Source organism: Methanobrevibacter sp., from assembly GCA_022775905.1.
In the GTDB taxonomy this organism is placed as follows: Archaea; Methanobacteriota; Methanobacteria; order Methanobacteriales; family Methanobacteriaceae; genus Methanocatella.
The window spans coordinates 74,194-96,201 of the sequence record JALFJX010000012.1 but is presented as its reverse complement, the minus strand read 5'-3'; the positions used below and the strand labels follow the sequence as shown (position 1 = coordinate 96,201).

Genomic DNA, 22,008 nt, shown 5'->3' with positions numbered 1-22,008 from the left:
TTTTGATTAAATTCCTAAAAATTTATTTTATATTGTGTAAAATATTATATTGATGAAAAGAACAGCACTAAAAATTGGATATATTGGAACTAATTTTCATGGTTTTCAACGTCAACCCGATTTGAGAACTGTTGAAGAGGAATTAATTTACCATTTACGTAAATTAAATTACATTGATGACTTGAAAAAGTCCAGATTTAGAATAGCGGGTAGGACTGATGCGGGTGTTCACAGTTTGGGTAATGTAATTAGTTTCCAGTCTGAAAAGGACGTCAGGGTAAATGAAATTAATAATTCTCTCCCTGATGATATTCAGATTCTTGCAATGGCTCCTGTACGTTATGCATTCAAGCCAAGATATGCACAAATGAGACAATACAGATATACTTTATTCCAGGATTTGGATATTGATAAACTAAGAGAATGTGCTGAAGTCTTTAAAGGAACTCATAACTTTACTAATTTTACAAAAAGGTTCCAAAAAACAACTACCAGAACTATTGCAGATATTAAAATCAATAAAGTTGATTTGGATGATTATCACAAAAAAGAATTCCCGAATCTTCATGAAACAATATCTCCAATCTTTGTTGATATCTATGGGGAATCATTCCTATGGAATATGGTAAGGAAAATGATGAGGGTTTTTGTTGATGTTGCTGTTGGCAAAATGGATTTGGATGAAGTTGAAAGATTGTTGGATCCTGTTGAAGGGGAACCAAGAGCCAATATTAAAGTCATGGAAGCGGAATATTTAATTTTAATGGATATTCAATATGATGGAATCAAATTCAGATATGATGATTATGCCTGTGAGAGATTTAGGCGTGATTTGGCAGATTCTTTAGCAGATTTACAAAAAAGATATGCAATCAGAGAATCCATGATAAAAAGTTTGCAGGATTTGCATAATTTGGAATAGTTATCATAAAATTTTCATAATCAAAATTTTATAATGTGATGTATTATCTTAAAAATTAAAAAGAATTTTTAATGATTATATGTAAATATAATAATATTATGAAAATAGCAACTATTTTGGGAACTAGGCCTGAAATTATTAAAATGGCTCCTATCATTGATGAGATATCCAAAAGGGATATTGATCAAATTGTTTTGCATACTGGTCAACATTATGATAAGGAGATGTCTGATACATTTTTTAAAGATTTGGATATTCAGACTCCGGATTATAATATTCATGTAGGTTCTGGAACACATGGAAAACAAACTGGTTTGATGATGAAAGGCATTGAAGAAGTTCTTCTTGATGAAAAACCAGATATTGTATTAGTTCAAGGAGATACTAATGCTGTTTTAGCGGGTGCTCTTGTTGCATCCAAATTACACATTGCAATAGGTCATGTTGAGGCAGGACTCAGGTCATTTGATATGACAATGCCTGAAGAGGTAAATCGTAGGGCTGCGGATGTATGTTCGACAATGTATTTTATACCAACTATTGAATCAGCTATTAATCTTTTAGCTGAAGGATATTCAAGAAAAAACCTATTTGTCACAGGAAACACCGTTGTTGATGCTTGTTTTAGACATTTGGAAATTGCCAAAAAAAGAGGAATTGAAGAAGAAACTCTTAAAACTTTAAACATTGAAACAATGGAAAATATTCTGACTTTAACAATGCATCGAGCAGAAAATGTTGATGTTAAGGAAAGAGTTGTAAGTATCATCGAAGCATTAAAAGAATTGGATGATATGAATATTATTTTCCCTATTCATCCAAGAACTAAAAACATGCTTGAAAAATTCGAGTTATTCGATGAATTAAATAATCTGGAACATGTTCATATTATAAAACCATTAGGATACTTGGATTTCTTGCAATTGACTTCTGCATCAACTTTAATTTTAACTGATTCTGGAGGTCTCCAGGAAGAGGCAATAACATTGAGTGTTCCTGCATTGACTTTAAGGTATAATACTGAAAGACCAGAAACTGTAACTGCTGGTGGTAACATTCTTGTTGGATCTAATAAAGATGCAATCTTGGAAAATGCACGTAAAATTTTGGATGATAAAGATTTTGCAGATAAAATGAAAAATGCAGTTAATCCATATGGTGATGGAGATTCTGCAAAATTAACTGTTGATGCAATAGAAGAATATTATAATAAAGGATTATTGGATATTGAAGCACCAGAAGACATAATGACTTCATTTTCAAGAAAAATGAAAACAGTAACTGATGATATTTCTGTTAGTGAATTTGAAGGTATGGAAGATGCACTTGTTCATATGGTCTTTGATGGGGAAAATATGAGGTTCCCTACAGATGATTTAAATTTAAATGGTATGGTGGTTAGTTATGACAAAAGAGAATGATTCAATTTTAGTATTTGAATATTTCACTGCTTCTGGTGAAAAAGATAAATGTATTATTTCAGAAGCTGAAGCATTAATATTTGCACTTTTAGATGATTTGAAGGAGTATAATGTGGATTTGGTCATCAATGACTCATACAGTGACATCATAAAAAGGTATGATAATGTTAATCCAATTTTAATTAATCAGGATGTAGTTTCTTGGCTTGAAGTGAATGCAGATAAATTTAATAGTGCTATTTTCATCTCTGCAGAAAACAATAATAATTTATACAACATTGCTAAAATTCTAGAAGAAAATGATGTGAAAATATACAATTCTTCAGCTGAAGCTTGTCTTAAGGCATCTGATAAGTATGAAACTTATGAATCATTACCAATGGAAATTCCTCAACCAAGATCATTTAGATTTAAAATAGATTCAAAAGGGTATTGGAAAAGGGCAATTGAAAACTTGCATGAAAAATGGCAGTCTGCAGATCCATTAACTCCACTTAAATTAATTATTAAGCCATTAATGGGTGTAGACTGTGAAGATATTGTTGTAATAGAAAAAATCGAAGATTTGACTTTGGATTTGGATAAAATATTCAAGCCGGGTTCACGTGTTCTTGTTCAAGAATTTATCGAAGGAACTGATATTAGTGTCAGTTTAATTTCCGATGGTAAAAAAGCTATTCCGATAAGTCTAAACAGACAATATGTTGAATTAAAAGATGATAAAGGAACATATCTCGGAGGTAAATTACCTTTTGAAAGTGAATTTAAAGAAGAGGCTTTTGAAATTGCAAAAAATGCTGTTGAAGCAATTGAAGGTATGAAAGGTTTTGTTGGTGTTGATATGTTAATCAATGCTGATGAAAAAGATGTTTATTCAGTTTATTTATTAGAAATAAACTCCAGATTTACAACACCTTATGTTGGATTAAGCAAAATTGCTAATTTCAACATTGGAAAAACAATTATTGACTTAGTGGATGGTAATGTTAATATTGATGAATTGGATGTTTCATTAGATGGTGAAATTGAATTTAAGAAATCTGGAGATTCATTAGAAATTAGGAGACTATAATTATGAAAGTAGCAGGATTTGATATTGGTGGAGCAAACACTGATTTGGCAATCATTGACTTTGATGGAGAAGATATTAAAAATATTGAAGTTGATTTTGCATACCTCCCAATGTGGAGTAATAATGATGATTTATCAAGAGTTTTAATTGAGTTGATTGAAAAAATCTGCCCAGTGTCTGAAATTGATGCTGTAGGTATTTCAATGACTGCAGAACTTGTTGATGCTTATGACACTAAAAAAGATGGAGTCTTGGATGTAGTTAAAAAATGTGAAGAAACCTTTGATTGTCCAATAGCTTATGTTGGTATTGATGGGATGTTGTCTAAAGAAGAAATTGAAAAAACTCCTCTTAAAGCTGCTGCTGCTAATTGGATTGCTACAGCTCAAATTGCAACATTGATTTCTGATAACTGTATATTCATTGATACTGGAAGTACCACAACTGATATTATTCCAATCAAGGATGGAAAAGAATGTGCAATAGGTAAATCTGACTTTGATAGGTCTGCTACTGGTGAATTGGTATATACTGGTACTTTAAGAACAAACCTTGCAAGTTTCCTTGATAATGTGGAATTAAATGGAAAAGAATATCGTGTAGCTAGTGAATTATTTGCACAGACTGCAGATGTTTATACAGTTTTGGACTTAATCACTGAAGAAGACTATGTCTGCGATACTTTTGACGGTGAAAGCAAATCAAAAATAGACTGTGCTAAAAGAATAGCTCGTGTAGTATGTGCTGATTTGGAAATGTTGACAATGGATGAAATTATTGAAATGTCTAAATTTATCCATCAAAAACAAGTTGAACAAATTGCTGACGGATTAAAACAAGTTGTTGAAACTCAAAAATTAGATTTAATCGTTACAACTGGTCTTGGAAAAGATATTCTAGATAAAAAAGCAGCTGAACTCTTAGGTTTGGAAGTTAAATCTATGGGTGATATATTAACTGATGAAGAATGTGTTGTTGCACCAGCTGTTGGAACTAGTGTAATGATGAATAAGTATTTAAATTAAAAGATTTCCATCTTTTAATCTCTTTTTTTTAAAATTAGTACCAGACATCTTTTAGACCAAGTAAATAAGCACCAGTATTTGCTATTAAATGAATAACTAATGTTAATACTATAGCGATTGCAATAAATAATAAATTGATTTTTACAACCAATGAAACTAAAACTAATGCAATTATTAGGAAGTCTAATTGATCTAAAATAGGAGCAGGTTTTCCACGGCCAATTCCAATTCTTCTTTTTAAGAAACTTCCTAATGCATCACCAAGAAGTGCTCCAAAACCAAGTAAAAAACCTATTAATATTCCATTCGGAATGTCTGTTACAATGGGAGTTATTATTACTTGTCCATATGTAGAAATTATGTATGGTGCAAGATATCCTTGAATAATTCCAGTTATAATCCCAATAACTGTTCCTGCAATTAATCCTCTCCATGTTACTCCATCTCCAATCCAACGAATACCATTTTTATCAGATTTTCCAAAATCTACAGGTACTCCTCCACCGAACAGTAGTCCAGCACCATTTGAAAAGTATGATGGGAGTATAAAGTATAGTGTTGTAACACATGCAATTAGTAATATTTGAATATCAATGGCCATTTATTTGTCTCCACGTTATTTTTTTGTAAAAACTACTATATATTAATTAAGTTTAAATATTACCTTAATTTAAATATAATAATAATATATATGATAGTCCATTATTCAAATTATGGATTATATTTGAGGGTGATTTTTTTGAAAATTAAAAGTACTAAAAGTTTATGCCCAGTTTGTAATAAACCATTAGATGCGGAAGTTTATGAAGAAGATGGTAAAGTATTCATTAAAAAGACTTGCGATGAACATGGTGAGTTTATTAACACTTATTGGGGTAATGATGAGTTGTATCATAGAGCTGATAACTATGTTGCAGCTGTATCCTCTGTTGAAAATCCTTGCGTTGAAGATACTGCAAGTTGTCCAAGTAATTGTGGATTATGCTCTAAACATGAATCTTCCACTGTATTGGGATTAATTGATGTAACTAATAGGTGTAACTTAAGATGTCCTGTTTGTTTTGCTAATGCTGCTGTTGCAGGATACTTATTTGAGCCTACTCAGGATGAAATTAGACAAATGCTTAAAAACTTGAGAAACTTAAAACCTAATCCAACCCCTGCTATTCAATATGCTGGTGGGGAACCTACTGTAAGAAAAGACATTGTTGAACTTGTTGCAATGGCAAAAGAGGAAGGTTTCACTCACGTTCAAATAGCTACTAATGGTATTAGATTAGCTAAAAGGGAAAACTTGGCAAAAGATTTGAAAGCAGCTGGATTAAACACAGTTTACCTTGCTTTTGATGGTGTAACTCCTGAACCTTATATTAACAATAGAGGCAAAGACTTACTTCCATTTAAATTAGAAGCTATTGAAAACTGTAGAAAAGCAGGTTTAGGTATTGTTCTTGTACCTACTTTAATCAAAGGTATTAACGACCACCAAATCGGAGATATTATTAAGTTTGCATTTGACAATAACGATATTATTTATGGAGTTAATTTCCAACCAGTTTCATTCTCTGGAAGAACTCCTGCTGATCAAGTTGAAGCTCAAAGAATTACTATTCCTGATTTTGTTAACATTATTGAAGAACAAACTAAAGGTCAAGTTAAAACAAATGATTTCTATCCACCATCTGCTGTTGAACCAATCGCAAGATTCATTTCAGCTCTTGATGGTGAAGACAAACCTTCAGTTAACTTAAACTGTCACCAACACTGTGGTGTAGGTACTTATGTATTCAGAGAAAAAACTGAAGGACCTGGAAGAGATAATTTAATTCCGATTACAAACTTTATTGATGTTGAAGAGTTATTTAAAAAATTAGATGAATATGCAGATAAACTCATTGAAGGTAAATTTGGTGCTCGTCAAAAAGTTATTGCAAGTATGACTAAAAACCTTCCAAAATTAATTCATCCAAGCAAAACTCCTGATTACTTAGATATTAAAAAGATTTTTGTAGATGTGTTTACTAGAAGGTCTTACAGTGCATTAGGTGACTTTTCTAAAGATGCAATGCTTATTTCATGTATGCATTTTATGGATCCATTTAACTTTGATGAAGATAGAGTTAAAAAATGTGTTATCCATTATGCAACTCCTGACGGTAGAATCATTCCATTCTGTACTATGAATTCAATGTATCGTCAAGATGTTGAACAGAAGTTTGCAAAACCTTTGAAACAAAAAAAAGAATAATTTAATTTTTTAAATAGCCTTAACTTATTTTGTATTTGGGTAAATCCCAGATACTTATTTTTTTAATTTATTTTTATTGTGATATTTATGGATATTATTAAAGGAAAAACATGGACTTTTGGGGAAAATATTGATACTGATGTTATCATCCCTGGAAGATATTTAAGAACATTTAATCCTCAAGATTTAGCAGATCATGTATTGGAAGGAGAAAGGCCAGATTTCACAGCTAATGTTCAAAAAGGAGATATTATTGTTGCTGATGAAAACTTTGGTTGCGGATCCTCAAGAGAACAGGCACCTGTAGCTATTAAAACTGCTGGTGTTAGTGCAATTGTTGCAAAATCATTTGCAAGAATTTTCTATAGGAATGCAATCAATATTGGATTGCCGGTTATTGTTAGTGATATTGAAGCTAAAGACGGAGACATAATTAGCATTGATTTATCAGAAGGTACATTAGTTAATGAGACCACTGGTGATAGTGAAACTTTTGAACCGTTTAAAGAGTTCATGTTAAGTATATTGGAAGATGGTGGATTAGTTAACCATTATCTTAATGAAACTGATTAAGGAGGCATAAAAAATGGAATGTCCGATTTGTGGTTCTGATAATGTTGAAATTTTAAATGCAAAACAGAAATCATCTAAAACAAAAATCATGGAAGAGTACTTATTAAGATGTGAAGATTGTAATCATGTCTTTAGAGATGTCTTTTCTGCAAAAAAACCTAAACCTTACAGATTAATTATTTCTGAACACGACAAATCTCACAATACTACAATTGATTTATCTCCAAGTGATGAATTGAAAAGTGGTGATGTGTTGCTTTCTGATTTAGGTCAAGTTGAAGTAACTAGTATTGAAGTTGGAGATAAAAGAGTAAACAAATCAAAAATTGAAAATATCAATACTATATGGGCTACATCCACGGAAATTCCTGCACGTATTGGTTTTTCAGTTGATTTGCATGGTGAAGTCGATTCCTATAAATTAGATTTGGATAGGGATTTTGAAATCGCTCCTGGTGATGTAGTCAAAATAGACAAACACATTGTTAAAGTTCATGTTATTAAAACTAGGGATAGAAAATTAACTTCTGGATTTGCAAAAGCTCATGTTATTAAAAGAGTTTATTCAAAACCAGTTAGATTTAATAATTTTGATTATGATTTAACTAAAAATATATTTAAGAAAACTAAAAAACCTTCTAGAGTAGAATAAAATGAAAGTATATATTGAATCTTACGGTTGTACATTTAATAAAGCTGATGGACAGATTATTGCAGGTAATCTTCAGGAAAACAACATGGATATTGTGGATTCCATGGAAGAGGCAGATGTTATTATTGTAAATACCTGTTATGTTAAATTACCTACTGAAAACAAGGTCACTTATAGAATTCAAAAGCTTCAAAAGGAATTCCCAGATAAAAAAATCATTGTTGGAGGATGTATGGTTGAAATAGATCCTGAAAAATTAGATAAAGTAGCTCCTAATGCTTCATGGATTGGACCTCATCAATTAAATAAATCTGCAGATGTCGTTGAAGCTACATACTGTGGCGATGTCGTTCGTGAATCTGGATTTTCAAAAGAACCTAAAGTAAATGTTCCTAAAGTTATGGATGATAGTTTAGTTCATATTATCCAAATCTGTGAAGGTTGTTTGGGGGCATGCACATTTTGCTGCACTCGTTTTGCTCGTGGACCATTAAACAGTTACCCAATTGAGGACATTAAGCAAGAAGCGAAAAGAGCTATTGAAAATGGTGCTTGTGAAATTCAGCTCACTGCACAGGATACTGCAGCATTTGGTCGGGACAGTGGTGAAAAGCTATCAGATTTAATTAAAGAAGTGGCTAATTTAGATGGTGATTTCCGTATTCGTGTTGGAATGATGCATCCTAAAAATATTTTAAATGATGTTGATGAGATAATTGATGCTATGAAACATCCTAAGGTATATAATTTCATTCATTTACCTATTCAAAGTGGAAGTGATAAAGTTTTATCTGAAATGAGAAGAGGTCATACTATTGATCAATATCTTGATATTGTCTCAAAGTTTAAAAATGAAATTCCTGATTTGACCTTGGCTGTGGATATTATTGTTGGTTATCCTACTGAAACTGATGATGATTTCAATCAGACTGTTGAATTGCTTGAAACAATAAAACCAAGTTTAATTCATTTATCAAAATATCAGCATAGGAAAGGTGCAATTTCTTCATCTCTTAAAGAAATTCCTCATGAAGTCATGAAGAAAAGATCAAAATTCTTATCTGAGATTAAATCAAAAATTACTGAAGAAGAAAATAAAGAATTAGTCAATTCCAATCAAAAAGTGTTAGTTATTGAAAAAGGTTCCAAAGGTGGATTTGTTGCAAAAACAGATTCCTATATTCCAGTTATTGTTGATGATGCAGAATTAGGATCCTTTGTTAATGTTAAAATAACTGATGCGACTGCTACTTATCTCAAAAGTGAATTGATAAAATAATTTTTTTATTTTTTTATTTATCTTATTTTTCATATTAATGTTAATTTTTTCCTTAATTTTTTTGTAATGCTCATAATATTTTCTTAAATTTAAAAGTATATTCTAATAGGTGATAAGTTATAATATAAGCGAGAAATAGCCATTATTACCGATACCTTTATATACTATTGTGTACTATCTTTTAATTGGAGGTGTAATTATGAGTGAATTACCAATCGCACCAGTCGGTCGTATCTTAAAAAATGCTGGCGCACAAAGAATTAGTGACGATGCAAAAATTGCATTAGCTGAAGCATTAGAAGAAAAAGGTGACGATATAGCTAAAAAAGCTGTAAATTTCGCACGCCACGCTGGTAGAAAAACTGTTAAAGCTGAAGATATCAAATTAGCAATCAAATAGATTTTCTAATTAGTTATTTTTAAAAAGCTTTTAATAATAAAATCTATTGGCCATTTTTCTGGTCAATTTTTTTTATTTTTTAAAATTTTGCTACCTGTTCTGCATGATTTAGAAAACTTTATATACTTCTTAATACAAACTATAGTATGTTGTGTAGGACCGGTGGTCTAGGGGTATGATTCCTCTTTGACGTGGAGGAGATCACGAGTTCGAATCTCGTTCGGTCCATATGCCATGGTAGTTCAGATGGGAGAACGCTAGACTGAAGATCTAGATGTCGCTGGTTCAAGTCCGGCCCATGGCATTTACTTTTCTAACTATTTTTATTGTTATTTTTTATTTACATATTTATTTTAGGTTTATTTATTTTAATTGATATTTTAATATTTTGGAGAGATTTTTTTGTTTAATTTCAATGATAATTTTAAAGATTATGATTCAGTAACTATAAAAAATGAACTGCTTGCAGGATTAACAACATCTCTGGCATTAATGCCTGAATGTATTGCATTTGCGATTGTTGCTCATTTATCTCCTTTGGTGGGATTGTATACAGCAGCAATTATCTGTTTGATTACTGCAATTTTGGGTGGTCGTCCTGGATTGATAAGTGGTGCTGCAGGAAGTGTTGCTGTAGTTAGTGTTGCTTTAGTAGTAAATTATGGTGTTGAATATTTATTTTTAGCTGTTATTTTAATGGGAATTATCCAGATTCTAGTTGGTTATTTTAAACTGGCAAAATTTATTCGTTTAGTTCCTCAGCCTGTTGTTTATGGTTTTTTAAATGGGTTGGCAATAATAATTTTTTTATCTCAATTCAATCAGTTTAAAACAGCTGCAGGAGCATGGTTAAGTGGAACTCTTCTTATAATTATGTTAATCTTAGTAGGAATTAGTGCTGCAATAATGTATTTTTTACCAAGATTTACAAATAAAGTTCCAAGTGGTCTTGTAGCTATTGTTGTCGTTGCTGTTATTAATTTTGTTTTTATGTTAAACACTAAAACTATTGGGGATATTGCAAGTATCTCTTCAGGTCTTCCTAGTTTTCATATTCCTATGGTTCCTTTAACTTTTGAATCATTGGCTATTGTTTTACCTTATGCGATATTAATGGCATCTGTAGGGTTAATTGAAACATTACTGACAGTTAATGTTGTTGATGAAATGACAAATACTCGTGGTCGTGCAAATCGTGAAAGTATTGGTCAGGGTGTTGCAAACCTGTTATGTGGATTTTTCCAAGGAATGGGTGGATGTGCAATGGTTGGTCAAACAATGGTTAATTTGGAGTCTGGAGGTTTAAAACGTTTAAGTGGGGTTATTGCAGGTATTTCAATATTCGTAATAATTATTTTTGGTTCTTCAATTGTAGACATTATTCCTATGGCAGCATTGGTTGGTGTTATGTTTATTGTTGCAATTAACACATTTAAATGGTCAAGTTGGAGAATGCTGAAACATGTTCCTCGTGTTGATCAAGCAGTAATGGTTATTGTAACTGTAGTTACTGTTGTTTTGAATAACTTGGCCATTGCTGTTTTGATTGGTGTAATAATATCTGCATTAAACATGGCTTGGGAAGGTTCTAAAAGAGTAAGTGTTGTACCTTCTTTTGATGAGAAAAATAATGTGCAATACTATGAAATTAAGGGACCACTGTTCTTTGCAAGTACGGCTAATTTCAAGTTAGCATTTGATTTTAATTTAAATGCTGATGTTGTTGTTATTAACTTTTTAAATTCAAGAATTGTTGACCAGTCTGCAATTGTTGCAATTGATGAAGTTTCAAATAGATATCGTGAAAAGGGAATTAAGGTTTTATTAAGTCATTTAAGTTCAGACTGCTATGAACTTTTGGATGGTGCAAACGAGTTTATGGAAGTTGATATCCTAGAAAATCCTTATTATAGGATTCCCTCCAATGAATTAGATTAAAAATGGTGATGGTATTTTTTAATCTATAAAGTGATTGGTTTTGGTTTTACCTGTGTGTTTTCTCTTAAATCTTTATATCTTTTGACAATTTCATAGCCATGATCACTACTGATTTTGTCTGCTCCGCCAGTTAAAATTTGGTTAGCAAATTTATATTGGGTAATTCCACCACTTATTTCAATTTTGACTGTAGGAGCATATTTTTGAATAATGTTTATATCATTGACATGTTCAAAAATGTGACTTGGGGACAAAAAGCCGGTTGCAGTTTTTACAACATCTGCTCCACCTTTTTCAGCAGCTTTTGCAGCATTAGCTTTTTGATAGTCTTCCAATGCTTTTGTTTCAATGATTACTTTTAAAATTTTGTCTCCGATTGTTTCTTTTATTTGTTTGATTTCATTTTCAAGTAGTTTGTAGTTTTCATCTTTTAAATGACTTAAATTAATAACTACTTCAAATTCGTCAACGCCTTTGTCCAATAATGATTTTGCTTCAGCTACTTTTCCATTAGTATCTTCAAAACCTAATGGGAAACCGATAACACTTCCAACTTTGATATTGGTATCTTTTAAGGTTTCTTTTGCAAGTGTAACATAGGTAGGGGAAACAACAACAGAATTGAAGTTGCATTCTTTTGCTTTTTCAAGGAACTCCACCATTTCACTTTCAGTAATCATGTTATTTAAATTAGTGTAATTTATTAGACTTGCTAATTCTTTTGAGTTTTTTATATTGTATGCCATATTATCACTCTCTTAATTAGTTTGTATTTGTACGAACATTGTATTTAAATGTTGTTATATTATTCTTTTCTTCATGTATGGTCCGACTTTTTCATAACCGAATTTACGATAATAATTTCTTGTTCCAATTCCACTGATTATTGCTATTTCTTCTTTTCCATTGTCAATAGCTAAATTTTCAGCTTCTTTTAGAAGTCTTTCTCCAAATCCAGTATGTTGGCCTATTTGAGGATTTTTATTCCCTATTTTTATCATGTTTCCATAAACATGCAATTCCCTTACGAGTGCTGTTTTATCAGTAATTTCTTCTCTGAAATGATCTGCAGAGGGGAAACGTAATCTTAAGAATCCAGCAATACTTTCCTCATTAATGTCCTCTATGGACAGGAAGTTCTCGACTCCTCCACATGCATTATAATTCTCTTTAAATAATTCAAAGTCATCCAATCCATATTGTTTTGATGTTTTTTTATGTCCAATTTCACGACAGCGGATGCATTGACAGTTTATGTGTTCTTTGTCTAATCTGTTGTAGACAAGTTCTCCTAAATTTGATTTTTTAACACCTGCCTCAATCAATGTTGAAGGGATGTCTCTTTGAATTCTCATTGTTCTGACCCATTTCGGAAGAATCTTTTTAATTTTAACAATTAATTCAACGGCTTCTTCATCGGTATATGGTGCGTATTTCCCTTCGGCCCATAAGTCATATAATTCACTGTCTTTAGTAACAAGACAAGGATAAATCTTCAACATGTCTGGTTTAAAATTATCATCGGTGAACAACTGTTTAAACATTTTTAAATCTTGTTTTTCATCTGAAAATAAACCAGGCATCATATGCATTGCAACTTTGATTGCAGAATCTCTTAAAAGCTGATTCGCTTCAACAACATCTGCAATTTTATGTCCCCTTTTTATCTTTGTGTATAATTCATCAGATAATGTCTGGACACCAAGTTCAACTCTTGTAACACCAAAATCAAGCATTCTGTTGATATGGTCTTTTTTACAATAATCTGGGCGTGTTTCAAAGGTCATTCCAACACATCTTACTTTGGAATTTTCATTAGCCTTTTGAACATCATCTATTAAAACATAATCATTTGGAGCATAAGTTTTCAAAACACCTTTCTCAAATGACCTTATCTCATCATAGTCTAAATTGTAGTCATAATTTGTCGGTTTATTTTCAATTATTAAACCAAAATCAGTCATTGCTTTAAGGCATTGTGATACAAACCATTCTTGATAACATAAATCCCTTGAAGGAAATGTTCCGCCCATTATGATTAATTCAACTTTATCAATGGGATGTCCAATCTTTTTTAGCTGTTTTAATCTATTGAAACACTGAACATATGGATGAAATTCATACATTCTTCCCCTAAGTGCAGCAGGCTCTTCACCAGTATAGCTTGGAGGTGCTATGTCACTTTCAGGACAGTAAAAACATCTTCCATGAGGACATTTATGTGGATGGCACATCACAGCAACAATTGCAACACCGGACATGGTTCTTGTTGGTTTTTTCTTTAATATTCCAGAAACAAGCTCTTTTTCTTCAGGTTTTGCAAATTCCAAAATGTCTGCATTACTCATGAACCTGGATAATTTTAAATCACGGCAAAGTTGCCTTTTTTCAACTTCAAGATCACGGCGTGTGGCAATTTTACCATTAAGAATGTCATTTATTATTGTTCGACATGCTTTTTCCATTATTTCTTACCTCATTTATTAATAGTTAATTTTATATTATGATTGTATTTAAATATTTGATGATTTAAATATAATAGTATAAATTTCTTAGGTGAAACTATGCAAATTAAAGAATTTTTAGGTTCTGTTGTTTTAGATAAAAACGCATACGAAGTTGGTAAAGTAAGTAATGTTGAATTTGATCCAGCAACTGGTAAAATTGATGAAGTTACTTTAACTTTACAAAAAAATATCTTTTCTAAAGATGAACTTGTAATTAGTTTTGAAGATATTCAAACTATCGGTGCTTATGTTATCTTAAACAAAGAAATTCCAAAAGAAGCAGAAGAAGCTGAAGAAGTAGAAGCTGAAGCTGTTGAAGTTGAAATAGAAGAAGACGAATAAACATAAGGTTTTCAAAATGGTTTTAGATGCAAGAGATATAGAAATTCCTTTAAATTCTCATGTAAGGTATGTTGATACTGGAACCATGGGTGAAGTTGTTGATGCAAAAACAACTGATGGCATTGGTTGGGTTAAAATCAGTAAAACTGGTTTATGGTATAAATCTAGCCATGTTGAATTATTAGAGGAAAAAGATATCAAAAAGAGTTCTTGGGGCGCTGGTAGAGATCTTGATGTTGAAGATTTAAAAGAAAAATCAATGGGCTTCGAAGAACTTGAATTATCCAGTGATGCTGGTAATGGTGGAGGTTAAATCCACCTTTTTTTAATTTTTTACAAATAACTTTATTTTTTCAGCAAGTTTCGGTCCTATGCCATCAATTTTTTGCAACTCTTTTTCAGAAACATTACTTAAATCATTTCCAAATATTTTTACAAGATTTCTAGCTCTTTTTCTACCGAGTCTTTTTACTCCAATCACTAATGGGATAATATCTGGTTTAACTCCATAGTATAATCTAGCGGAAAGAATATCGTATTCTTTTAGATTAGAATAGTCGCCCAATACTTCAGAAGTATTTTTTGCGAATTTCACAAGGCGTGATGCTTCATAAGCAGACCTTCTGGTTGAAGCTGAATAAACATTGTACTTGTTTTCTATATCAAATTCACTTCTTTCATTAATCCATTCAATCAATGAAACTGTTGTTGCTTCAATGTTTCCAAGGTCAACAGCAAATAATCCACATTCAGATAATTTTTCCTGTACGGGGTCTTTTGATTTTCTTCCTTTGAATGTGATTAATGGCAAGTCGGGAGTTTCAGCTAATGCATAAATGAATTCTTCTACATTAATTTCACTAATATCTGAAACATATTCTTTAATTTTAACTGCTGTTTCTACTGCATAATTTGATTTAGCAATTAAGTTACCGAATTCAGTTGTTTTAAGTCCTTCTGGTGTTGCCCTTATAATTCCATTTTGAAGTAAAAAACTTAATGCATTTTCAAGTTCATATTTTAGACTGTCTGCTGCAAAAAATGCCATTGATGGATTGTTGTTCATTTGATAGCCATAAAGTGTTTTTCCAAAGAACTCAGTAAGTTCATCTAGATTTTTAGAAAGGGAAGATGCTATCTGTGCAATTATCTGTTTGTAAATTGCATCTTTATTGTCAACCAATTTGGAATTTGTTTGCTCAATCTCTCCTTCAACATAATATTCTTCTAGATTCTGGGCTTCATCCATTGTTTTTGCAATAAGATAAGAGTATCCAACATCATCGTATTGTGGCCTACCGGCCCTTCCAGACATCTGTTCATAATCAAAAACAGGTATTGGTTGTGGGCCTTGGCTAGTCCAACGTGTATGGTCTCTTATTACAACAGTCTTAGAAGGTAAATTCACACCATACATTAAACTAGGTGTGGCAGTAATCATTAAAATGTTCCCATTTCTAAATTCATCTTCAATTATCTCTTTCTGTTCATTAAAAAGCCCTGCATGGTGGAATGCAACTCCTTTCTCAACAGATTCAGCTAATTTCACACAGGTGCTTGTTGGAAGTGATCCTTTTTTTTCAGGAACTGCCAATAACTTTTCTGCAACTTCCTTGAATCTTTGCTTTTGATCTTTGCTGAGTTTTTTATTAATTTTCTTAGCAACATATGTGGCTAAGCTCTCTGTAAATCTTCTTGTAGAAACGAATGCTAATGCCTGTGAGTTATCGTTCATTGCCTTTTCTGCAATTTTGACGATAACATCATTTTTATTTTTTGTATTAAACATCTCAGCATCCAGTACTTCCTTATGTAATGGTACTGGTCTGTAATCGTGTTCTACACATGTTCCTTCAAGCCATCCTTCAATTTCTTCAATATTTTTTAGGGTAGCTGAAAGTGCGATTATCCTCATGCCGGGATTAATTATTTTAGCTCTTGTAATGGCTGCTTCAAGTGTTGGTCCTCTTGAATATTCTCCAATCATATGGAATTCATCAATAATTAATGTATCAACATCTCTAAGTACATTCCAGGAAAATCTAGTAAGTGCATCAAATGACTCAAAAACCATGACTGATAAATCTGCGCTAGATGGATGTTTTCCTACATTGATTCCATGTTCTTCAAATGCTTTAAATTCTTTGACTTTTTCATTTTGAATTGAAAGAAGTGGTGCTGCATAGACTGCTTTTCCACCATTTAATATGGTTTTTAAAGCAGGTAATACTCCTAAAACTGTTTTACCACTTGCAGTAGGTATTGAAATTATATAATTGGATTTGTCATCTAAATATCCGGATTCAATCACTGCTTTTTGAGCAGGATTAAAATCTTTAATGTAGGGATATGCGCTATTGATTATTTTTTTAATATCAGTATCTAAATTTTCCATTTTAATCAATTTATTTTTATTTTTCTTATGTATATTAAACATTTGTAGAGAGCATTTGAAATCTATTGTAAATAGGTAACAATTATATATTACTAATTTATAAAGTTACAAATAATTAATAATTAGGAGAGATTTATTATGGCAATTAAAGTAGAAGTATTTTCAACCAATTCCTGCCCACACTGTCCTGCAGCTATCGAAGCTGCTCAAAATGCAAAAGATAAATTAGGCGATGCAATTGATGTAGAATCTATTAAAATCGATGAAAACATTGATAATAGACAAAGAGCTATGGATTATCAAATCATGGCTGTACCTACTATTGTAATTGATGGTGCGGTCACTTTTGTTGGTGCACCTACCGAAACAGAACTTATTGAAAAATTAGAATCTATGTTATAGATTCTCTCTTTTTTTATTCTTTTTTTATAAAATGACAAATGATAATTATACTGGTGTAACAACAGGTACTGTAGCAACTGCATGCTCTCTTGCAGCATTGGATGCTATCTTAGATACTCCAGATATTGCTTGTGTTAAAGTTGAAACTCCAAAAAAATATTTAGATATACTAATTGATGAATGTAAATTAATTTCTTCTTCCAAATCATATGCTGTGGCTCATAAAAATCCATATAATGACCCGGATGTTACTGTAAATTTAGATATCGTGTCTACAGTTGAACTGTTTGATAAAAATGATGAAAAATGTAATGTCCTCATAACTGGGGGTGAGGGTGTTGGAATAATTACAAAACCTGGTCTTCAAATACCTATTGGGGATTATGCAATTAGTCCGGTGCCTCGTCGAATGATTATCAAGAATTTATCAAGTAAAGTTCCAGAAGGTAAAATTGCTAAAGTAACTATTTCTATTCCTGAAGGTAAAAAAATAGCTAAAAAAACCATGAATCCTAAATTGGGTATTATTGATGGAATCTCAGTTCTAGGGACTACTGGAATAGCAAGATCAATGTCTAGTGATGCATATAAGAATTCAATTGTAAAACAGATTGATGTTGCTGTTGCATCAAATATTGAAAATTTAATCTTTGTTCCAGGTAATATTGGTGAAAAATTGGCATTGAAACAATTGGACATTAGAAAAGAACAAATTATTCAAACTGGTAATTTTGTCGGGTTCATGTTTGAAGAAGCAGTTAAACGGGGAATTACAAAATTCACTTTCTTCGGTCATATGGGTAAATTAATCAAAGTTGCGGGGGGTATTTTTGACACTAAGCATGCTGTTGCTGATGGCAGACGTGAAATAATGGTTACTCATGCAGCATTATGTGGTGTGGACCAAATGCATCTCCAAAAGTTATTTGATTCAAAAACAACTGATGGTATGATGTCTATTTTGGATGAACTTGAAATTTCAGTTGAGGTTTCAAATAGTATTGCATCTGCAATTCATGATAGATGTATGCAACGTTTTGAATTGGATTTAAATGTTATATTAGTGGATATGGAAGGTAATTATTTAAACAATAATTTCATTATATAATATTAGTGATTAATTGGAGTTTTGTTTTATGAAAATAGCTATGGTAGGTCAATTTCCACCGCATGTAGGTGGTGTTGGTGTTCATATTCATACCTTATCAAAGAAATTAGTTGAAGAAGGTCATGAAGTTTATGTGATTACTTATCCTCACAAAGAAATTAAAGATATTGATGGAATTCATGTTATTGGAACTAAAGGGCTTAATATTCCTGGTGTCAGGGGATTAATGTTTAAGATGAATGCTAAAAAAGCATTGGAAGAACTTTTAGAAAAAGAAGATATTGATATTATTCATGGTCATTATTTATTCCCGGCAGGTGCAGCTGCCGTTGAAGTGGGTAAAGAACATGGGATTAAAACATATGTTACAGCACATGGTTCTGACATGTTTGAATTATATAAAAAACAGCCATTTATGAGATCTCCAGTTAAAAAAGTTTTAAGAGATGCTGATGGTGTTTTTGCAGTAAGTAATGCATTAAAACATGAGATTATTGCAACTGGAGTCACTGGCATAGCCAATAAAACAAAATTGTCCTGGAATTCTGTAGATATCAATAAGTTTTCATCAAAAGCAAATGATTCATTTAAAAAAGAAAATAAACTTGAAGATAAACCAATAGTGCTTTTTGTTGGTAATTTAATTAAAAGGAAAAATGTTGAATCATTATTGGAAGCTAAAAAAGTATCTCAAAGCGATTATTATTTAGTGATTGTTGGTGATGGTCCACTATTTAAAAAATTAAGCAAAAAAGTTGAAGAAGAAAATATTCATGATGTAATATTTACAGGTTCTAGAAATGATGTCGAAAATATCATTCCAAGTTGTGATGTGCTAGTTTTACCATCATATTCAGAAAGCTTTGGTTTAGTTTTAATTGAAGCGTTAGCATGTGGAAAGCCAGTTATTGGAAGTGATGTTGGTGGTATCACTGAAATTATCAATAATGATGTTGGTTTACTTGTAAATCCAAATAAGGTGTCTTCTATTGCTAAGGCAATTGATACTATAATTGGAGATGATGATTTTAGATTAATTTTATCACTTAATGCTCGTAATAGGGCAATTGATTTTTCAGAAGTGACAATCCCCTATGATGAGGTTAACTAATGAAACAAACTGTTAGATCTCCAGGTTCTGCAACAATTATCAATGCAATTGCAACAGGTTTCGGTTCAGCTTTTGGTATTGGTTTGGACATAAAATGTAATGCTAAAACAATTAGTGAGGGAATAATCTGTTCTAATGATGTTGGTGCAGGCACTGGTTTAATGGAATTATGTGCTCAAAGGGTGTTTAATCATTATGATATTGATAGTTCTGAATTTGGTATTGACTTGAAAACAAAATCCAATTTACCTATGGCGTCAGGATTGTCTAGTAGCAGTGCTTCATCCAACGCTATTGTTAAAGTTGTCTCTTCAATCATATCTGAGGAATTTAATTTAAAACCTCTTGATAATTTGGAAGTAATTAATATGGCAATTGATGCATCACTTGAAGCAGGAGTTACTATTACAGGTTCATTTGATGATGCAACTGCATCTTACTTTGGTGGTGTTGTTGTAACTGATAATAAAAATAGGGAGTTTATTATTCGCGAAGAGATGGAAGATTATCCAGTATTAGTTTATATGCCTAATTATTATTCTAAATCCGGTGATTCAAATCCTGATAGGATGAAATTATTAGCGCCATTAGTTGAAACAGCGTTTGACTTTGCTAGAAATAAAGATTATTTCAAAGCATTGAATTTGAATGGATTATTGTATTCTGCAACTTTAGGGTTCAATTCATCAATTGCTATTGATGCACTTGAATCTGGAGCGATAGCTTCTGGTTTATCTGGAACTGGTTCATCTTTTGTTGCAGTTGCAAGTGAAGATAAAATCGATAATATTAAATATTCATGGGAGAAATATGAAGGTACAGTACTAGAAACAAAAACTGATAACGTAGGTTGTAAGATATTATGAAAAAAATATATTTTGTGCTGCTGCTAATCGTTGTGCTGAGTAGCATCTCATTAGTTTCAGCAGCTGAAAATGTATCTACTTCGGATAATCTATTGGGAGTGGATAATGTAGATACATTATCTAAAAATATTGATGCTGTTTCTAATGTTTCACCAGTATCGAATGATGTTGTAGCTTCAGAAAATTCTTCAAATGATGGAGGACCTTCTGTAAATGGTACTGATGATTCAATTAATCAAACTAATTCATCAAATAATTCAAGTTCAGATGATGATGTTAAGGAAAAGCCTGTCGTGACTAAAGTTGTAACAAAAGATGTTTCATCAACATATGGGACTATTATGAATTATAATGTCAAAGTTCTTGATCAATTTGGTCAACCTATGGCAGGTAAGTCTGTTGCAGTGACTATTGGCAAAAAAACAGTTACAAAGGTCACTGATGATAGTGGGATGGTTACATTCACACTTAATTGTCAAGCAGGTAAATATGTAATTAAATATAAAGTGGATGCAATAAGTGGTTCTAATTCATATAATGTTAAGAATAAAATCACAATGTCTACTTTGAATTGGGGTATTAAAGGTGATGTTTCTAAAGTTAGTTTAATTAAAAAGAACATGCCTAATAATGCTTGGGTTAAAAAGGCTGTTGCAGCAACTAAAAATGGTATTCCTTTATTGAAATTTGTTGGAGGTAAAGGAAAGATTGTTTTCATGACTGCTGGTGTTCATGGTAATGAGTTGTCTTCTCAGGTTGCTGCAATGAAAATGATTGACTATTTAACTAAAAATCCAATTAGTGGAACTGTTTACATAATGCCTTTTGTTAATGTAAAAGCAATTGCTAAAAAAGTAAGATATACTGATAACGATTATAATCGTATAGCTTCTAAATCTGGAACTATACCTAATAAAATTGTCAACTTGGTTGTTAAGTATAAATGTAATGCATATGGTGACTTCCACACTACAAAACCGGGAGGTGCTCCTGGAAAAGATATTGTGATGGCATCCAAGAATTCTAAATGTAAAAGTGCAGATCTTGCAGCATATATTGCTAAATATTCTAAAGTAAGTAAGAAGATTTACAGTTATACTGGTCAGAAATATCCTGGTGCATTGTTTGAATGTGTTGCTAAAAAGGGTATAACTGGAGTTATTTGTGAAGTTGCACTTCCACATAATACTGTAACAACAAAAACAGTTACTACATCATTTAACATGATGAAATACTTCTTGAAATATAATTCAATTATATGAGTGGTGTCATGAAGAGAATTTATTCAATTTTCATCATTTTCTTTTTTTATTTTTAATTTCTGCAGTCAGTGCTAATGATAATGCTACTTTTGAAAATTCAACGGCATCTGTGGAGTCTAATGATTTAGATATTAATCTGAATTCTAGTTTTGAAGTTAATGCTACATCAAATGCAATTGTTCCTTCTAAAATAGAAACTAATGATTTGGTTAAATATTATGGAAATGGTTCTCAGTTTCATTTTCGTGTATTGGACAAGGACAACAATCCAGTCTCTGGTTTAAATGTTGTATTGAAACTTAATGGGAAAGAGTATGTTAAATCTACAGATAAAAACGGTTCTGGATATCTTGTAGTTAATAAGATTCTTCTGGAAATATACTATTTCAACATCCTGCAATAATTTGTCTGTTAAAAAATACAATTAATATACTTTCAAGAGTTTCTACAAAGGATGTATTTTCTACTTATGGTACTAAAACAAA

General features: G+C 31.6%; 22 protein-coding genes and 2 tRNA genes. 20 read left to right on the top strand and 4 right to left on the bottom strand.

Going from position 1 to position 22,008, the window contains the following annotated elements; genetic code table 11:
- Positions 1-52: 52 nt before the first annotated feature.
- The 4 genes from truA to MR875_04525 all read left to right on the top strand — a co-directional run bounded on the left by truA (position 53) and on the right by MR875_04525 (position 4,440).
- Positions 53-922: a tRNA pseudouridine(38-40) synthase TruA gene (gene truA / locus MR875_04540; GenBank protein MCI6994108.1), complete on the top strand. Its 870-nt coding sequence runs from the start codon at positions 53-55 to the stop codon at positions 920-922.
- Positions 923-1,020: 98 nt separating this feature from the next.
- Complete coding sequence (wecB, locus tag MR875_04535; GenBank protein MCI6994107.1) at positions 1,021-2,343, top strand: UDP-N-acetylglucosamine 2-epimerase (non-hydrolyzing); 1,323 nt, start codon at positions 1,021-1,023, stop codon at positions 2,341-2,343.
- Entirely contained in the window at positions 2,327-3,415 is a 1,089-nt protein-coding gene (locus MR875_04530) for an ATP-grasp domain-containing protein (protein ID MCI6994106.1), read from the top strand. Before wecB ends, MR875_04530 begins: the two co-directional genes overlap by 17 nt.
- 2 nt (positions 3,416-3,417) lie before the next feature.
- The gene (locus MR875_04525) at positions 3,418-4,440 is read left to right on the top strand and encodes a H4MPT-linked C1 transfer pathway protein (protein ID MCI6994105.1); all 1,023 of its coding nucleotides are present in this window, start codon (positions 3,418-3,420) and stop codon (positions 4,438-4,440) included.
- A 34-nt stretch (positions 4,441-4,474) separates the two neighbouring features.
- Here MR875_04525 and MR875_04520 read toward each other — a convergent pair whose 3' ends face one another.
- Positions 4,475-5,041 carry a CDP-2,3-bis-(O-geranylgeranyl)-sn-glycerol synthase gene (locus tag MR875_04520; protein ID MCI6994104.1) on the bottom strand — a complete coding sequence of 189 codons (567 nt, stop codon included), beginning with the start codon at positions 5,039-5,041 and terminating at the stop codon, positions 4,475-4,477.
- A gap of 90 nt (positions 5,042-5,131) precedes the next feature.
- On the opposite strand from MR875_04520, the gene MR875_04515 reads away from it, so the two are divergent.
- From MR875_04515 to MR875_04480, 8 genes are all read left to right on the top strand, one after another.
- Positions 5,132-6,688 carry a radical SAM protein gene (locus tag MR875_04515; protein ID MCI6994103.1) on the top strand — a complete coding sequence of 519 codons (1,557 nt, stop codon included), beginning with the start codon at positions 5,132-5,134 and terminating at the stop codon, positions 6,686-6,688.
- 87 nt (positions 6,689-6,775) lie between these two features.
- Complete coding sequence (hacB, locus tag MR875_04510; protein MCI6994102.1) at positions 6,776-7,261, top strand: homoaconitase small subunit; 486 nt, start codon at positions 6,776-6,778, stop codon at positions 7,259-7,261.
- Positions 7,262-7,274: 13 nt separating this feature from the next.
- Positions 7,275-7,913: a hypothetical protein gene (locus tag MR875_04505; GenBank protein MCI6994101.1), complete on the top strand. Its 639-nt coding sequence runs from the start codon at positions 7,275-7,277 to the stop codon at positions 7,911-7,913.
- 1 nt (position 7,914) lies between these two features.
- Complete coding sequence (locus MR875_04500; protein ID MCI6994100.1) at positions 7,915-9,192, top strand: tRNA (N(6)-L-threonylcarbamoyladenosine(37)-C(2))-methylthiotransferase; 1,278 nt, start codon at positions 7,915-7,917, stop codon at positions 9,190-9,192.
- 199 nt (positions 9,193-9,391) lie between these two features.
- Positions 9,392-9,592, top strand: coding sequence for a histone family protein (locus MR875_04495; protein MCI6994099.1), 201 nt, complete (start codon positions 9,392-9,394; stop codon positions 9,590-9,592).
- 156 nt (positions 9,593-9,748) lie between these two features.
- Positions 9,749-9,820: transfer RNA gene (locus MR875_04490), tRNA-Val, on the top strand.
- Between the two features lie 3 nt (positions 9,821-9,823).
- Positions 9,824-9,896: transfer RNA gene (locus MR875_04485), tRNA-Phe, on the top strand.
- Between the two features lie 98 nt (positions 9,897-9,994).
- Positions 9,995-11,530: a SulP family inorganic anion transporter gene (locus MR875_04480; protein ID MCI6994098.1), complete on the top strand. Its 1,536-nt coding sequence runs from the start codon at positions 9,995-9,997 to the stop codon at positions 11,528-11,530.
- Positions 11,531-11,553: 23 nt separating this feature from the next.
- Here the strand turns inward: MR875_04480 and deoC are convergent, their stop codons facing one another.
- Positions 11,554-12,276 (bottom strand): deoxyribose-phosphate aldolase, encoded by a 723-nt coding sequence (gene deoC, locus MR875_04475; GenBank protein ID MCI6994097.1) that lies wholly within the window; start codon positions 12,274-12,276, stop codon positions 11,554-11,556.
- Between the two features lie 54 nt (positions 12,277-12,330).
- Positions 12,331-13,995: a tRNA uridine(34) 5-carboxymethylaminomethyl modification radical SAM/GNAT enzyme Elp3 gene (locus MR875_04470; protein MCI6994096.1), complete on the bottom strand. Its 1,665-nt coding sequence runs from the start codon at positions 13,993-13,995 to the stop codon at positions 12,331-12,333.
- 99 nt (positions 13,996-14,094) lie between these two features.
- Between MR875_04470 and MR875_04465 the strand changes: the two genes are divergently transcribed.
- On the top strand, positions 14,095-14,379 hold the full coding sequence (locus MR875_04465; GenBank protein MCI6994095.1) for a PRC-barrel domain-containing protein: 285 nt from the start codon (positions 14,095-14,097) through the stop codon (positions 14,377-14,379).
- A 16-nt stretch (positions 14,380-14,395) separates the two neighbouring features.
- Positions 14,396-14,692, top strand: coding sequence for a DUF2098 domain-containing protein (locus tag MR875_04460; GenBank protein ID MCI6994094.1), 297 nt, complete (start codon positions 14,396-14,398; stop codon positions 14,690-14,692).
- 12 nt (positions 14,693-14,704) lie between these two features.
- On the opposite strand, the gene MR875_04455 is transcribed toward MR875_04460, so the two are convergent.
- Positions 14,705-16,774 carry a DEAD/DEAH box helicase gene (locus tag MR875_04455; protein MCI6994093.1) on the bottom strand — a complete coding sequence of 690 codons (2,070 nt, stop codon included), beginning with the start codon at positions 16,772-16,774 and terminating at the stop codon, positions 14,705-14,707.
- A gap of 138 nt (positions 16,775-16,912) precedes the next feature.
- On the opposite strand from MR875_04455, the gene MR875_04450 reads away from it, so the two are divergent.
- From MR875_04450 to MR875_04425, 6 genes are all read left to right on the top strand, one after another.
- Entirely contained in the window at positions 16,913-17,176 is a 264-nt protein-coding gene (locus MR875_04450) for a thioredoxin family protein (protein ID MCI6994092.1), read from the top strand.
- Between the two features lie 31 nt (positions 17,177-17,207).
- Entirely contained in the window at positions 17,208-18,284 is a 1,077-nt protein-coding gene (gene cbiD, locus MR875_04445) for a cobalt-precorrin-5B (C(1))-methyltransferase CbiD (protein MCI6994091.1), read from the top strand.
- A gap of 28 nt (positions 18,285-18,312) precedes the next feature.
- Positions 18,313-19,395 carry a glycosyltransferase family 4 protein gene (locus MR875_04440; GenBank protein ID MCI6994090.1) on the top strand — a complete coding sequence of 361 codons (1,083 nt, stop codon included), beginning with the start codon at positions 18,313-18,315 and terminating at the stop codon, positions 19,393-19,395.
- Positions 19,395-20,261 (top strand): shikimate kinase, encoded by an 867-nt coding sequence (locus tag MR875_04435; protein ID MCI6994089.1) that lies wholly within the window; start codon positions 19,395-19,397, stop codon positions 20,259-20,261. Before MR875_04440 ends, MR875_04435 begins: the two co-directional genes overlap by 1 nt.
- Positions 20,258-21,523 (top strand): succinylglutamate desuccinylase/aspartoacylase family protein, encoded by a 1,266-nt coding sequence (locus MR875_04430; protein MCI6994088.1) that lies wholly within the window; start codon positions 20,258-20,260, stop codon positions 21,521-21,523. Before MR875_04435 ends, MR875_04430 begins: the two co-directional genes overlap by 4 nt.
- A 109-nt stretch (positions 21,524-21,632) precedes the next feature.
- Positions 21,633-21,926 (top strand): hypothetical protein, encoded by a 294-nt coding sequence (locus MR875_04425; GenBank protein MCI6994087.1) that lies wholly within the window; start codon positions 21,633-21,635, stop codon positions 21,924-21,926.
- Positions 21,927-22,008: the final 82 nt, after the last annotated feature.